The sequence below is a fragment of the Glycomyces sp. NPDC048151 genome (genome assembly GCF_043202775.1).
GTDB lineage: Bacteria > Actinomycetota > Actinomycetes > Mycobacteriales > Micromonosporaceae > Glycomyces.
The window spans coordinates 258,849-273,153 of record NZ_JBIDBB010000001.1 but is presented as its reverse complement, the minus strand read 5'-3'; the positions used below and the strand labels follow the sequence as shown (position 1 = coordinate 273,153).

Here is a 14,305-nt window from a genome sequence, read left to right as displayed (position 1 = left end):
GGGTGCGGCAGGCGGACCGGGTTCGGGCCCGCTTTCAGCGCACCGGGATGCGGGCCCAGACCTCCTGCGTGCCGTCGCCGAGGGAGCGGGCGCCCCAGTCGGTGGACAGCTTGGACACGATGAACATGCCGCGGCCGTGCGCGGAGTCGAGGTTGACCGCGCACACGTGCGGGTGGGTGCGGGAGCCGCCGTCGATGACGCGGACCTCGACGTCGGCGGGCCCGAGCTCGTAGCTGACGATCACGTCCCCGCCGGGGAGCGGGCGGGCGTGGCGGACGGCGTTGGAGACGAGCTCGGTCGCGCACACGAGGAGGTCGTCGCGGACTTCGTCGGGCAGGTCGGGAAGGGATTCGCGCAGCCACCGGCGGACCTGGCTGGCGGCCCCGGACTGGTGGGGGACGCGCAGCCGCTCGGGCGCCGGTATCGCAGCGGGCATCGCGGTCCCCTTCCTTCCTCCGTGCCGTGGGGAGGCTATACAGCAACCTACCCGTCTCATCGAGATGACGCCAGCATTACGGACGGACCCTGAGTCCGTCTTGAGGTGCGGCGCTTCAGCCCGCGAGCGTCTGCCGGATCGCGGCCGGGCGGTCGGTGAAAACGACGTCTACCTCGAGTCCCGCCATCCGGTGGGCGGTGTCGGCGTCGTTGACGGTCCAGGTGTACACCTGATAGCCCGCTTCGTGGCTGCGTTCGACGAATTCGGGGGTCGAGTCGAGATAGTCGACGCGCGAGCTGAGCACCTGGACGCCCTCTGGCGGGCGGCGGAACGGGTACTCGAAGATCCACACCAGCGGCGTGTCCGAGTCGAGGCTCCGCCAGGTCTTGAGGGCGGCGCGGGAGAAGGACATGACGGTGACGTCGAGCCCGGGCCATCGCCGCAGCGTCTCCCACAGGCGCAGCTCGAGGCGCGGACCGAACTTCGAGGGGTGCTTGGCCTCGATGAACAGTTTGAGGTCTTTGCCCGAGTCGACGACGAGGCCGAAGAGGTCCTCGAGGGTGGGGATGCGCTCGGCCTCGGGGTTGCCCGCGCAGTCGGGGAACAGGTGCGCGAAGTTCAGGTCCCGCAATTGGGCGAGGGTGAGATCCGCCACTGCGCCTTTGACTCCGGCGGTGCGCTTGACGGTGCGGTCGTGGTGGAGGACGAGCTGACCGTCGGCGGTGAGGCGGAGGTCGAACTCGAAGCCGTCGGCGCCCTCGACGATGGCCTGCCGGAACGCGGCGATCGAATGCTCCGGGAGGAACTCGTTCGCGCCTCGGTGGGCGGCGATCAACGGGTGCGACATTTCTTGACGATAGACCTTGGGTCCGACGTCGGGCCTGCTTGCCGGTGTCCTGACCGGGTTGGGGCGGTGAACGTCGCCCGGTGGGCGGGCCCGGGTGAACGGCGGGTCCCTGCGGCTGGGACGGGCACGGTTCCAGTGGCGGCCGGCGCGGGCCGGGAGGCAGGATGGGTGCGTGCAGAACGATCCTGAAACCGAGGCGGCGGCGTACGCCCGGGACGGCTACCGCGATCTGGGCTGGGCCAAGATCGACACGGACCGCCCGGCCCGGACGGGGACGGCCGAAGCGGTCTACGCCGCCGGGAAGACCCCCGCGCAGGTCGTGGGCGCGCTCGCCGCGCTGCGCGAGGCGCACCCCGGGCGCGTTGCGGTCGCGACCCGCTGCGACGACGCGTGCGCGGCGGCGGTCCTGGAGGCGTTCGGCGAGGACGTGCTGGTCGAGAGCGGGGTGTGCGCGGTCGGCGCGTTCCCCGAGGCCGAGGCGGGGCTGCTCGCTGTGGTGTGCGCGGGGACTTCGGACCTGCCGGTGGCGCGGGAGGCCGAGATCGTGGCGCGCGCCAACGGGATCGACACGCGGCTCGTCGCCGATGTCGGCGTCGCGGGGCTGCACCGGCTGCTCGACAAGGTCGCGGAGCTGCGCGAGGCTGCTTGCGTGATCGTGGTGGCGGGCATGGACGGGGCGCTGCCGTCGGTGGTGGCGGGCCTGGTGGCCGCGCCGGTCGTGGCGGTGCCGACGTCGGTCGGGTACGGGGCGGCGTTCGGCGGGCTCGCGCCGCTGCTGACGATGCTGAACTCCTGCTCGCCGGGGGTCACGGTGGTCAACATCGACAACGGGTTCGGGGCGGCGATGGCCGCGTCCCGGATGCTCGGCATGAAGACGGCACAGTGAAGGGCGCAGCGGTGGCGATCGCGTGGCTGGACTGCTCGGCGGGCGCGAGCGGCGACATGTTCCTGGGGGCCCTGGCGGACGCCGGGGCGGACCTGGCGGTGATGCAGGCGGCCGTGGACGCGCTCGGGACCGAGCCCGTCCGGCTGCGCGCCGAGCGGGTGACGCGGCACGGCCTCGTCGCGACGAAGGTGGCCGTGGAGGCTCCGGAGGTCGCGACGGACCGGCGCTGGCGCTCGATCCGGACGATGCTCGAAGGGGCCGCGCTCGACGAGCCGGTGCGGGCGCTGGCGCTCGCGGCGTTCAGGCGGCTCGCCGCCGCCGAGGCGGCCGCGCACGGGATCGACGAGGAGGACGTGCACTTCCACGAGGTGGGGGCGCTGGACTCGATCGCCGACATCGTGGGCGCGGCCGCAGGCCTGGCGGCGCTGGGCATCGAGCGGCTGACCGTTTCCACGGTGACCGTGGGCGGCGGTACGACGCGCGGTTCGCACGGCGCGATCCCGCTGCCCGCTCCGGCGGTCCTGCGGGTGCTCGCCGACGCGGGCGCGCCGGTCGTCGGCGCGGTGCCGTACGAGGCGTGCACCCCGACGGGCGCGGCGATCATCGCGGCCGCGGCCTCGGGGTACGGGTCGATGCCGGAGATGGTCGTCGAGCGGATCGGCGCGGGCGCGGGCGGTCGCGACCCGCAGGAGCGTGCGAACCTGCTGCGGCTCGTGGTCGGACGGGAGGTCGTGGCGGCCCGCAGAACCGGTACGGCCCATGTGCACCGCCACGGTCACGGCCACGACGGCGGGCACGATCACGCGCATGACCACGGGGCGGCCGGTCACGACCACCGGCATGACCACGACCACGCGCATGACCACGTTGCCGGTCATGGCCACCACGGCCACGACGCCCAGCACGACCACGGGCACGACCATGCCGCCGGGCACGGTCACGAGCACCATGCCGCCGACGCGGGGCGCGATCACGATGCCGCGCACGGTCGCAGCGGCGAAGGCGGGCACGGGCCTCACGGTCACGCGCCGGAGTCCTCGGCGCACGGACACATCTCCGCTGCGACGCAAGGCGACGCAGAGCGCTCCGAGCGTCCTGCGAGGCCCGTCGTCATCGAGACCAATGTGGACGATCTCGATCCGCGCCTGTGGCCCGCCGCGCTGGCGGCGCTGCTGGAGGCCGGGGCCTCGGACGCGTGGCTGACGCCGATCCTCATGAAGAAGGGCCGCCCGGCGCACACGGTCCACGTGCTGTGCAGGCCTGAAATGGTCGCGTCGGCCCGGTCGGCGCTCGTGCGGCACACGACCACGATCGGCATGCGCTCCTACGAGATCGACAAGTACGCGCTCGAACGCCGCTACACGCACGTCGAGGTCGACGGCCACAGCATCGGGGTGAAGATCGCGCTCGAGCAGGGCGAGGTCGTGAACGCGTCGGTCGAGTACGAGGACGCCGCCGCGGCCGCAGCGGCGCTGTCGCGTCCGCTCAAAGTGGTGATCGCGCAGGCCACTGCGCTTGCGGCCGAGCGGTATTAGCCGTACCGCGGCCGTGGGGCCGTACCGATATCCTGCCCGCATGATCGATTTCGAGAACGGTTCGCTTTTCAAGCTCAAGCTCACTGACGACCCCGGGTTCCGCGACGAGGTCCAGCCGCTGCTGGTCGACGGCGAGGAGGTCGCGCTCGCGTTCGAGGGCGTGCGCGACTTCGTGGTCTTCACGAACAAGCGGGTCATCGCCGTGAACGTGCAGGGCATGACCGGCCGCAAGAAGGACTACACCTCCTTGCCCTACAACAAGATCCAGGCGTACTCGGTCGAGACCGACGGCCTCATGGACAACGACGGCGAGCTCGACCTGTGGTTCAGCGGCCTCGGCCGGGTCCGCTTCGAGTTCAAGGAGAACGTGGACCTGCCCGCGATCGCCAAGCACATCGCGGCCTGCTCGCTGTAGAGCCGTTGCAGCGCAGGACCTCCCGTTCGTGGTGCCTACGGGTGGGAGGTCCTGCGCTGGGTCTTTTCGGGGCGCTGCGTCACCGGGCCCCGGAGCCCGGATCGGCTCAGTGCCCGCCGTGGGAGGCGGCGGAGGCGCTGACCGGGACCGTGCCGATCTCCTCGCCCTCGCCGAGGACCACGAACTGGCCCATCATCCCCGAGTCCTCGTGGGCGAGGATGTGGCAGTGGTACATGTACGGCAGGTTCGGGTCGGTGTAGTCCGCGAAGCGCATCGCCAGCCGGTACTTCTGCTGCGGGATCAGCTGGACGGTGTCCTTCCAGCCGCGCAGGCGCGGCGGCGGCTCCTCGCCGTCGACGGCGAGCACCTGGTACTGGACGTCGTGGACATGGAAGTTGTGCATGAAGCCGTCGGCGTTCTCGACCTCCCACACCTCGACGGTGCCCTCGCGGACGCCGAAGTCGATGCGCATGGGGTCCATGGAAACGCCGTTGATCTGGTTGAAGCCGGAGAGGGAGAAGGAGCGCTCGGCGGCGACGTCGGCGTCGGCGAGGTCCGGTGCGGCGCCCATGTTCTCGGGGATCTCGGTGGTGTCGGCGAGGGTGCCGGCGGCGCGGAACTGGCAGACGTCGAGGCGGTCGTCGCCGCCGTTGAAGCGCCCGAGGGGGCCGGAGTAGCCCTCGTCGGCCGGGTTGGAGCGCAGCGTCACCGTCTCGCCGGGTGCGAAGGCGACCACGATCTCGGCGCGCTCGCCCGGTGAGAGCTGGAGGCGGTCGGTCTCCCAGGCGGTCGGGAGGAGGCCGCCGTCGGTCGCGATGAGGCTGAAGGGCCGGTCGTCGCTGAACCCGAAGTTGTACAGGCGCGAGACGGAGCCGTTGAGCAGGCGCAGGCGCACCAGGCGGGTGCTGACGTCGAAGTAAGGGCCGAGGGTGCCGTTGACCATGATCGCGTCGCCGAGGATGCCCTGCATGCTCATGAACGAGCCGTTCTCGTCGAACTGGTTGTCGCCGTCGAACTTGCGGTCCTGCACGATCATCGGCACGTCGTCCACGCCGTACTCCGACGGGAGGTTGAGGCCCGCCGACTCGTCGTCGTCGACGATGAACATCCCGGCGAGGCCCCGGTAGACGTGGGCGCCGGTGCGGCCGTGGGGGTGCGGGTGGTACCAGAGGGTCGCGGCGGGCTGGTTCATCGTCCACTGGGGAGCCCAGACGCCGTCGGGTTCGACCTCCTGGTGGGGGCCGCCGTCCATGACCGAGGGCAGGTGCATGCCGTGCCAGTGGATCGAGGTGCCCTCGTCGAGGCCGTTGTGGACCGCGAAGGCGACCTCCTCGCCGCGCTTGGCGCGGATCGTCGGGCCGAGGAAGGGGCCGTTGACGCCCCAGGTCTCAGTTTCGCGGCCGTCCTTGAAGGCCACGGTGCCCGACTGGATCGCGAGGTCGAAGACGCGCGCACCCGAGGCGTCGAGGGTCGACTCCGCGAGCGGGGGCACGGCCAGGGGGGTGTCGAAGTCGACCGCGCCGACGGTCTCGAGCTTCGACTTGTTCCAGAAGTATCCGAGGGTGCCTGCTCCGCCGAGCACGACCGCCCCGACGCCGCCACCGACGCCGATGAGGGTCCACTTGAGTGCTTTACGCCGCTTCATGGTTGCAATACTCGTGCGGCGGGCCGCCCGGTACATCGGGCGTGGGAAGGCAATCCGCGTACCACTGCGGGACTACGCCGCGGGGCGGCGTCAACCTCCGGTAGCGATACGGGCGGTCCCGCGCTACACCTGCGGCGGCCGGGAGGCCGTACGGGTGGCCCCGGGTACCCTCCCGATCCCACCTTCACCACTACCAGTGAAAAGGACACCCTCCCATACGGGTACGACAAAAACCCGTGAGCTGCGGAAACGTTCGGCCGGTCGGCGGGAGGGATCGCGGAGGACACAGGTGCCGCGCATCGGGACCCGAGTCACGAACGAAAGAAGGCCGCGGACACGGCGAAGGCCCGCGACCGGAACGGTCGCGGGCCTCGCGCTCGCTTGGCGCCGTACTGCGCTGGGTGTCAGTCCTCGGTGAGGTAGCCGCGGAGGTGGGCGGCGTTGACCGCCGCGGCGCGGCCCGCGACTTCGAGCTTGGCCATCGCCCGGGAGAGGTGCACGCTGACGGTCTTCTCCGAGATGTACAGCTCCGCGCCGATCTGCTTGTTCGTGAGCCCGCGCGCGACCTGCCGCAGCACCGCGAGCTCGCGCGGGGTCAGCGGCGTCGAGGTCGGGGCCGCCACGTCGAGGCGCGCCCGCTCCGCCAGCGCGCACAGCGCCTCGGTGAGCGGGGCCGCGCCCAGGCGCATCGCGGTGGCCTTCGCCAGCGCCAGCACTTCGGCGGCCTCGGTGCGGGCCTCGGCTCCGCTGCCTGCGAGCAGGGCCTCCGCGAAGCGCCAGCGCGCGTAGGCCTGCCGGTACGGTTCGGCCCAGGTGCCGTCGTAGGGCGCGCATGCGGCCTTGTCCCGGCCGGCCTCCAGGAGGGCGAGGGTCTCGGAGGCGAGGGGGTCGTGGAGTGCAAGTTCGAGGCGTTCCTGCTCGTCGAGGCTGGTGGCGGGGCTTTCCGTTTGGGGCGCTTCGGGGTCGGCGGGTTGGAGGTTGCGGTAGTCGAAGGCCGCGGCGGCGGCGCGCCACAGTTCGGGGTCGCCGTCGCCGTACAGGCGGGACTCTTCGGCGTCGAGCTGGGCGATCCAGGCGAGGCCTTCGGGGCCGAGGGTGCCGGAGAGCGGGCGGCCGTGCTCGTTGAAGAAGCGGGCGCGTTCGGCGAGTCGTTCGCCTGCGGCGACGGCGTCTTTCGCGGCGGCGGTGTCGCCGTCGCGGCGGAGGCGCTGGGCGAGGTCGGCGGCGGCGCCGATGCCGGCGGCGCAGACGGAGACGCCGGCGAGGTAGTAGCCGCGCATGCGGGTCATGCGTTCGGTGGCGCGTTCGGCGCGGCGCAGGGCCGCTTCGGGGCGGTCGCGCCAGCGGTCGAGTTCGACGCCGCAGAGGGAGGCGAGGGCGAGGACCTGGCCGTCGAGCTGCCAGCGGTCGGCGAGGTAGTCGAGGCGGCGGTCGGCGGCTTCGAAGCGGCCGCGGGCGACGTCGACGAGGAGGACGGCGGCGGCGAGGCGGGTGAGGACGACGCCGGGGAGGACGCTGGAGGCCATCTCGCCGTTGGCGTCGACTTCGTCCCAGCGGCCGACCATGTAGTTGGAGATGACCTGGCGGACGGCGGTCTCGAGGCCGTAGCCGCTCCATTTGTCGCCGGTGCTGACGGCGAGGGCCATGCCGCGGTTGAAGTGGGTGAGGGCTTCGTGGATGCGGGCGGCTTCGACCATGACGAGGCCGTTGTTGAAGTGCCCGCGCAGTTCGACGTCGATCCAGCCGTTGCCGCGGATGAGCGCGAGGGCTTCTTCGTTGCGGGCGACGGTCTCTGCGAGGGTCTGGCTGCCGTTGCGGAAGGCGCCGATGCTGTGGGTGAGGATCGCGTCGGCTTTGGCCGCGAGGTGGCCGTCGCCCATGTTGGAGGCGAGGGTGCCTTGGGGTTCGTCGCAGGTGCCCGCGGCGGTGACGGCGTCGGCGGTGGCGATGGCGAGGAGGCACCATTCGGCGGCTTCGTCGTATTTGCGGGAGTGGTAGACGGTGCGGGCGACGACGGCTTGGGCCCAGGCTTTGACGGTGTGGGGTTCGTCGTCCTTGACCAGTTGCCATGCCTCCCAGGCGACCCGGTGGGCTTCTTGTTCGCCGCCTTCGATGGAGAGGAGGTGTTTGGCGTATTTGCGGCGGGTGTAGGCGCCTTGGAGGCGGTCGCCGGAGGCGTCCGCGAGCCGGACGGCTGCGGCTGAGTAGGACTGGGCGCGTTTGATCTCGCCGGAGGCTTCGGCGTTGGAGGCGGCCCTTACGGTGAGGCGCAGTTCGGTGAGGCCTTCGGGGCGCTGGTCGGCGGGGACCTTGCCGAAGAGGGTGAGGGCGCGTTCGAGGTGGAGGAGTGCTTCGGCGGGGGCGGCGAGTTCGACGGCTTCGTCGGCGGCGCGGACGGAGGCGGCGAGGGCGCAGCGGAGGTCGCCGGATTCGTGGGCGTGGTGGGCGAGTTCGGCTTCGGCGCCTTTGCCGTTGTCGTCGGCGAGGGAGGCGGCGATCTTCTGGTGGTAGCGGATGCGTTCGCCGGGGAGGAGGTCGGAGTAGACGGCTTCGCCGAGGAGGGCGTGGCGGAAGGCGTAGGTGTCGGCGCTCTTCTGGACGATGATGCCGTGGGAGATGGCGGCGCGCAGGGCCTGGTCGAGTTCGCGTTCGTGGCGGAGGCCGTTCTCGTCGAGCATCGACCAGGCGGCGGCGTTGAGGCGCCGGTAGGTGAAGCGGCGGCCCATGACGGAGGCGAGCTGGACGACCTGTTTGGCGGCGTCGGGGAGGCGTTCGAGCCGGGCGAGGAGGACTTCGGCGAGTTCGAAGGTGACGGTGTGGGTCTCGGCGGCGGCGAGTTCTTCGGCGAGGAACGCGTTGCCTTCGGAGGCGGCGGCGATCTTGGCGACGGTCTCTTCGTCGAGGCCGGTGTTGAGTTCGCGGACGAAGTCGGCGGCGTGCTGGGCGTCGAAGGGGTCGAGGTGGAGGCGCTGCACGGCGGGGAGGCGCACGAGTTCGGCGAGGAGGGGGCGGAGGGGGTGGGCGCGGTGGACGGCGTCGGCGCGGTAGGTGCCGAGGATGAGGACGCGCTGGCCGGTGAGGCGGGAGGTGAGGAAGGCGAGGAGGTCGCGGCTGGAGCGGTCGGCCCAGTGGAGGTCTTCGAGGGTGAGGACGAGGGGGCGCTCGGCGGAGAGGTCTGCGAGGGCGGCGTGGAAGGCCTCGAAGAGGCCGAGGCGGCCGAGGTCGCCTTCGGCGGGGGTGGGGTGGCCGGGGAGGAGGGGGCTGAGGCCGGGGTGGTTCGCGGCGAGGTCGGGGTTGTCGCGGGCGAGGGCGCCGACGATCTCGGCGAAGGGGAGGTAGGGGAGGGCGGAGTCGGCGGTGTCGAGGCAGTGGCCGGTGACGGTGAGGACACCGTCACCGGCGCTGGCGTTGAATTCGTGGAGGAGCCGGGTCTTTCCGACCCCCGCGTCGCCGGAGACGAGGACTGTCGCGGGGCGGCCTGCGCGGGCGGCGTCGAGCGTCTCGCGGAGCGAGGCGAGTTCGGCGTCGCGGGCGAACAGGGGGAGGTCGGAACCCAGGCGCGGCATGTCAGCAATCATGACACGGGCCTATGACGTTCCGCGCCTGTCATTTCGCTGGCTGGACGCGGGCGGAGCCCTGCCCGCCCGCGTGCTCGCCGGCCCGGTCGCCGCGGCCGAGGGCCTTGGCGACGCGGGCGGCGAGCCCCTCGTGGCGGACGTGCCCGCCGCCGCGGCGGGTGGCCTTGGCGGCCTTGACGAGCTCGCGGGCCTGGCGTTCGTTCTCGGCCTGCTTGATGAGCTCCTCGGAGCGGGCGTAGTGGAGGTAGTGGAGGTCGAAGTCGTTCATCTGAACTTCCTTTGGTGTCGTTGGCCGGGGTTTTCCGGCCTGACACCAATGCTCCGGCTGAGGCCGGCGAGGGGGCATCAGGCGTCCGCGTCGGGCGGGCCCTTACCCGCCTTAGTTTCCGGCCTGATGCCCCCTCAGTCCCTTACTTTCGGCTGAGGGGCCTTACCCGGGAGAGCCGGGAGGGCCACCAGACGGTCCGGCCGAGGTCGAAGGTGAGGGCCGGGACGAGGAGGGACCGGACGATCACGGTGTCGAGGAGCACCCCGAAGGCGACGACGAACGCGATCTGCGCGAGGAACAGGATCGGGAGGACGGCGAGCGCCGAGAACGTCGCCGCGAGCACGACCCCGGCGGAGGTGATGACCCCGCCGGTGGCGACCAGGCCCCGGAGCGTCCCGGCGCGTGTGCCGAGCCGCGCCGACTCCTCGCGGACCCGCGTCATCAGGAAGATGTTGTAGTCGATGCCGAGCGCCACCAGGAACACGAACCCGAAGAGGACGACCGTGGGGTCGGCCCCGGGGAACCCGAAGAGGTGGTTGAAGACGAGCGCGGAGACGCCCATGGTCGCGCCGAAGGACAGCACGACGGTGGCGGTGAGCAGCAGCGGCGCGAGGATCGACCGGAGCAGCAGCATGAGGACCGCGAGGATGACCGCGAGCACGATCGGGATGATCACTGCGCGGTCCCTTTCGGAGGTTTCGAGCGTGTCGAGCTGGATGGCGGTGGCGCCGCCCACCTTCGCGTCGGCGCCGTCGACGGCGTGCACCGCGTCCCGCAGCCGCTCCACAGTGTCCATCGCGGCGTCGCTGTCGGGCGCGTCCTCCAGGACGGCCTCGATCATCACGAGCCCTTCGGCTTCGAGCACCGCGCCCGAGGCGTCGGTCTTCGGGGCCGCCTCGGCGACGCCGTCCACTTCGGTCGCGGCGAGGACCGCGTCGAGCGAGTCGGCGTCGGCGACGACCACGGCGGGCGCGCCCGACCCGGCCGGGAAGTGCGCGGCGAGGACCTCCTGCCCGGCGACGGAGTCGACGTCGGTGAGGAACACGTCGGTCTGCGCGGTGCCGTCCGCCTTGAGCTGCAGCATGAACGCGGCGGCGACGGCCAGGCCCGCGGCGGTCGTCATCCACACGACGCGGGGGCGGCGGGCGACGAGCCCGGCCGCGGAGGACCACAGGCGGGAGCGGCGCGCGGCCTTCCCGGGCCTGACGCGGCGCGGCCAGAACGCGGCCCGCCCGAACAGCGCGAGCACCGCCGGGAGGAACGTGACCGCGGACAGGAACGCCGCGCCGATCCCGATGGCCGCCACCGGCCCCAGGCCCCGGTTCGACTCGAGCTGGCTGAACAGCAGGCACAGGACGCCGAGGACCACGGTCCCGGCCGAGGCGGCGATCGGCTCGATCGTGGCGCGCAGGGCCCGCCGGACGGCGGCGAACCGGTCGGCCCCGGCGAGGAGCTCCTCGCGGAACCGCGCCACCAGCAGCAGCGCGTAGTCGGTGGCCGCGCCGAACACGAGGATGAACAGGATGCCCTGGCTCTGCCCGTTGAGGTCGATCGCGCCCGCGTCGGCGAGGGCGTAGACGGCGGCGCTGGCGGCGGCGAGCGCGAACCCGCACGACAGCAGCACGAGCAGCGGCAGGAGCGGGGAGCGGTAGACGAGCACGAGGATGACCGCGACGACGGCGGCGGCCACGAGCAGGAGTAGCCCGTCGACGCCCGCGAAGGCCTCGCCGAGGTCGGCGCCGAGCGCGGCCTGGCCGGTGACGAGCACATCGAGGCCGTCGGGGCGGTCGGTCTCGAGGACCTCGCGGATCTCGGCGACGGCCTCGGACTCCTCGGCCCCGGCGTCGACGAGGACGACGAGCTGGGCCGCTTCGGGCGGGGTCTCGGCCGAGAGCTGCGGCGGGATCGGCGGTCCGGCGTTGAATTCGAGGTCCGCGAGCGCGGCGGCGGCGGTCTGGAGGTAGGCCTGGTCGGCTTCGGTGAGGCCGCCGGGGCGTTCGGCGACGACGATCGCGGGGGTGGCGCCGGTGTCGTCGAACGCGGCCCGCAGGTCGTTGACCTCGGTGGATTCGGCGGTGGACGGCAGGAACGCGGATCCGTCATTCGAGGCGACCTCGCTGAGCTTCCCGGCGAACGGGCCTGCGAAGGCGCCGATCGCGAGCCAGGCGAGGGCGAGCAGCGCGGGCAGGAGCCAGCGCAGTCGCGGTACGGGTCGGTCGGGGGCCATGGACTGGTCTCCTCGGTTCGTCACGGGTGTTTCCACGTCAGGATAGTTCGATGATCGAAGTATTAAACGGCGGCGTGGCCGGGATCATGGGGGATGATGGGTCGCATGACCCGCGAAACCGGCGGCGAGCAGGCGCTCACCGACCTCGACCTCACCCGCCTGCTGCAGACCCTGACCGTCGAGTCCGACCGGTACGCCGAGGCGTTCGGCTCCCGGCACGGCCTGCACCGCACCGACGTGAACGCGCTCGCGCTCATCCTCGACGCCGCCCGCCGCGGCGACCCGATGTCGCCCACGTCCCTCGCCCGCGAGCTGCGGCTCAGCCCGTCGGCGACGACCGCGCTCATCGACCGGCTCGAAGCGCTCGGCCACGTCGAGCGGACCCGCCCGGCCGGGGACCGCCGCCGCGTGGCGCTCGAGGTCCCCGAAGCGGCCCTCGACGAGGGGAGGCGCATGTTCGTGCCGCTCGCGGCGGCCTTCGCCGAGGCCTGGACCGGATTCGACGCGGCCGAGCGGGAGGTCGTCGCCCGCTTTCTGGCGGTGAGCACGGAGGCGATGCGCGAGGTCGGCGCCGAGTGGGGTCACGAGGGCCCCCAGCGCCGCCGGTAGGCCCCGTCGGGGTCGAAGCGCTCGGCCTGCCGGGCGTGGTTGAACCCGCGGTTGGGGCGGGTGTCGTTGCCGGTGCCCGCCGTCCACTGCCAGTTGCCCCAGTTGTTCGCCTCGTCGAGGTCGGCGAGGTGCCGCGCGAACATGGCGGCGCCGTCGCGCCAGTCGAGGCCGAGGGTCTTCACCAGGTATCCGGCGCAGATGAGCCTGGCGCGGTTGTGCATCCAGCCCTCCCGCACGAGCTGGCGCATCCCGGCGTCGACGATGCCGATCCCCGTGGAGGCCTCCTGCCACGCGCGCAGCGCGGTGAGGTCGGCGTCCCAGTCGTCGCGGGCGCCGGGCCGGTACGGGGTGTCGGCCAGGCGCGGGAACGCGGCCAGGACCTGCCGGTGGAAGTCGCGCCAACACAGCTGCCGCACGGCGGCCTCGGGGACGCGCGGGTCGGTCGCGAACGCGCGCGCGGAGAGGCAGCCGAGCGCGAGGTGCGGGCTGAGGCGTGAGGTGCGGTCCCCGGCGAGGTCGTCGTGGCGTTCGGCGTAGTCCCCCGCGTCCGGCGCCCACGCGTCCAGCCGGGCCAGGGCCGCGCGCTCGCCGCCCGCGGGCAGGTCCGGCGCGGCCCCTTCGGGTTCGGGCAGGTCGTCGCTCTTCGGGAAGTCCTCGGGGACGCGCAGCGCGTCGGGTTCGGCGGCCTCGTCGCGCCAGCGCGTCTGCGACCAGGCGCGCCAGTACGGGGTGAAGACCTTGTAGTGGTCGCCGCCGCCCGAAGGCAGGAGGCGGCCGGGCTCGACGACGGAGGGCCCTGCGGTGAGCGCGAACGGGACGCGTTCGGCGGCGCAGGCGGCGGCGAGGCGTTCGCGCATCCCCGTCTCGAACGGCCCGACGTCGGCGGCGCACACGACCGCGTCCGCGCCGGTCTCGGCACGGACGGCCATCGTGAGCTCTACAGTGTCCCCTCGGCGGACGGCGAGGTCGCCGCCGAGGTCGCGGAGCGAGGCGCGCAGGTCGGCGAGCGCGTCGAGCAGGAGGCGGCGGCGGTTCGGGTTGGACGCGCGGGCGGGGTCGTCGACGTACAGCGGCACGACCTGCTCGGCGCGGGCGGCCTCGGCCAGGGCCGGGTTGTCGTGGACGCGCAGGTCGGCCGTGAAGAGGAGCAGGGCGGTGGCGGGCATGGCGGCTCCAAGTGTCGTGGGGGCCGTCCATTGCGGACGACCCCCGGGAGCGTATCGGTCAGGGCATCAGCACTGCGTCGATCAGGTACACGGTGGCGTTGGCGGTCTGCACGTTGCCGCAGACCACGGTCGCCGAGTCGTTGACGGTGAAGTCCTCGCCGGAGCCGGTCACCGTGAGCGTTTCGCCCTGAAGGGTGGTGTGCTCGCCGGCCAGCTCCTCGGGGGCGAGCTCGCCCGCGACGACGTGGTAGGTGAGGATGCCGGTCAGCGTCTCCTGGTCGGCCAGGACGGCCTGCAGGTCGGCCTCGGGGATCGCGGCGAACGCACTGTTGACCGGCGCGAACACGGTGATGTCCTCAGCAGAGTTGAGCGTGTCGACCAGATCCGCCTCGGTCACAGCAGTGACCAATGTGGACAGTTCCGGGTTGTTGCTCGCGGCTGTGGCGACCGGGTCGTCGGCCATGCCGGTGAAGCTGCCCTCGCCGTCGGCCGGGACGGCCGAGCAGGCGGCGCCGAACTCGGCTGCTGCCATCTCCTCGGTGGTCTCCTCCTCCATGGTCTCCTCGGTGGAGGTGGTCTCGTCGGCGGCGTCGTCACTGCCGCCGTCGTCGGAGCAGGCGGACATGGCGATCGCGAATCCGGCGGCCGCGGCCAGTGCTCCGGCACGGGTCAGGAATCGAGTGTTCATCGGTC

12 protein-coding genes are annotated in these 14,305 nt (G+C 72.4%); 4 read left to right on the top strand and 8 right to left on the bottom strand.

Annotated elements, in window-relative coordinates:
* Positions 1-34: 34 nt before the first annotated feature.
* Together ACGGCP_RS01305 and ACGGCP_RS01300 are read right to left on the bottom strand one after the other, a co-directional pair.
* Positions 35-436 (bottom strand): ATP-binding protein, encoded by a 402-nt coding sequence (locus ACGGCP_RS01305; RefSeq protein ID WP_392959397.1) that lies wholly within the window; start codon positions 434-436, stop codon positions 35-37.
* A gap of 115 nt (positions 437-551) precedes the next feature.
* On the bottom strand, positions 552-1,283 hold the full coding sequence (locus tag ACGGCP_RS01300; protein ID WP_392959394.1) for a glycerophosphodiester phosphodiesterase: 732 nt from the start codon (positions 1,281-1,283) through the stop codon (positions 552-554).
* Positions 1,284-1,455: 172 nt separating this feature from the next.
* On the opposite strand from ACGGCP_RS01300, the gene larB reads away from it, so the two are divergent.
* Genes larB through ACGGCP_RS01285 form a run of 3 tightly spaced genes read left to right on the top strand, consistent with a single transcriptional unit; the run spans position 1,456 to position 4,119 of the window.
* Positions 1,456-2,169, top strand: coding sequence for a nickel pincer cofactor biosynthesis protein LarB (larB, locus tag ACGGCP_RS01295; protein ID WP_392959391.1), 714 nt, complete (start codon positions 1,456-1,458; stop codon positions 2,167-2,169).
* A gap of 11 nt (positions 2,170-2,180) precedes the next feature.
* Complete coding sequence (locus ACGGCP_RS01290; RefSeq protein WP_392959388.1) at positions 2,181-3,704, top strand: LarC family nickel insertion protein; 1,524 nt, start codon at positions 2,181-2,183, stop codon at positions 3,702-3,704.
* Between the two features lie 40 nt (positions 3,705-3,744).
* Positions 3,745-4,119, top strand: coding sequence for a PH domain-containing protein (locus ACGGCP_RS01285; protein ID WP_392959385.1), 375 nt, complete (start codon positions 3,745-3,747; stop codon positions 4,117-4,119).
* 106 nt (positions 4,120-4,225) lie between these two features.
* Here the strand turns inward: ACGGCP_RS01285 and ACGGCP_RS01280 are convergent, their stop codons facing one another.
* The 4 genes from ACGGCP_RS01280 to ACGGCP_RS01265 form a co-directional block, all read right to left on the bottom strand.
* Positions 4,226-5,764 carry a multicopper oxidase family protein gene (locus ACGGCP_RS01280; protein ID WP_392959382.1) on the bottom strand — a complete coding sequence of 513 codons (1,539 nt, stop codon included), beginning with the start codon at positions 5,762-5,764 and terminating at the stop codon, positions 4,226-4,228.
* 404 nt (positions 5,765-6,168) lie between these two features.
* Positions 6,169-9,342 (bottom strand): AAA family ATPase, encoded by a 3,174-nt coding sequence (locus ACGGCP_RS01275; protein WP_392959380.1) that lies wholly within the window; start codon positions 9,340-9,342, stop codon positions 6,169-6,171.
* 28 nt (positions 9,343-9,370) lie between these two features.
* Complete coding sequence (locus ACGGCP_RS01270; protein WP_392959378.1) at positions 9,371-9,610, bottom strand: hypothetical protein; 240 nt, start codon at positions 9,608-9,610, stop codon at positions 9,371-9,373.
* Positions 9,611-9,752: 142 nt separating this feature from the next.
* Positions 9,753-11,837 (bottom strand): MMPL family transporter, encoded by a 2,085-nt coding sequence (locus ACGGCP_RS01265; protein WP_392960416.1) that lies wholly within the window; start codon positions 11,835-11,837, stop codon positions 9,753-9,755.
* A gap of 105 nt (positions 11,838-11,942) precedes the next feature.
* Here ACGGCP_RS01265 and ACGGCP_RS01260 point away from each other — a divergent pair, with 105 nt between their 5' ends.
* On the top strand, positions 11,943-12,446 hold the full coding sequence (locus ACGGCP_RS01260; protein ID WP_392959375.1) for a MarR family winged helix-turn-helix transcriptional regulator: 504 nt from the start codon (positions 11,943-11,945) through the stop codon (positions 12,444-12,446).
* On the opposite strand, the gene ACGGCP_RS01255 is transcribed toward ACGGCP_RS01260, so the two are convergent.
* Positions 12,419-13,612: a cryptochrome/photolyase family protein gene (locus ACGGCP_RS01255; protein WP_392959373.1), complete on the bottom strand. Its 1,194-nt coding sequence runs from the start codon at positions 13,610-13,612 to the stop codon at positions 12,419-12,421. The two genes, ACGGCP_RS01260 and ACGGCP_RS01255, sit on opposite strands and share 28 nt — an antisense overlap.
* 58 nt (positions 13,613-13,670) lie before the next feature.
* Positions 13,671-14,300, bottom strand: a complete 630-nt coding sequence (locus ACGGCP_RS01250) for a fasciclin domain-containing protein (RefSeq protein WP_392959371.1) — start codon at positions 14,298-14,300, stop codon at positions 13,671-13,673.
* Between the last annotated feature and the right edge of the window lie 5 nt (positions 14,301-14,305).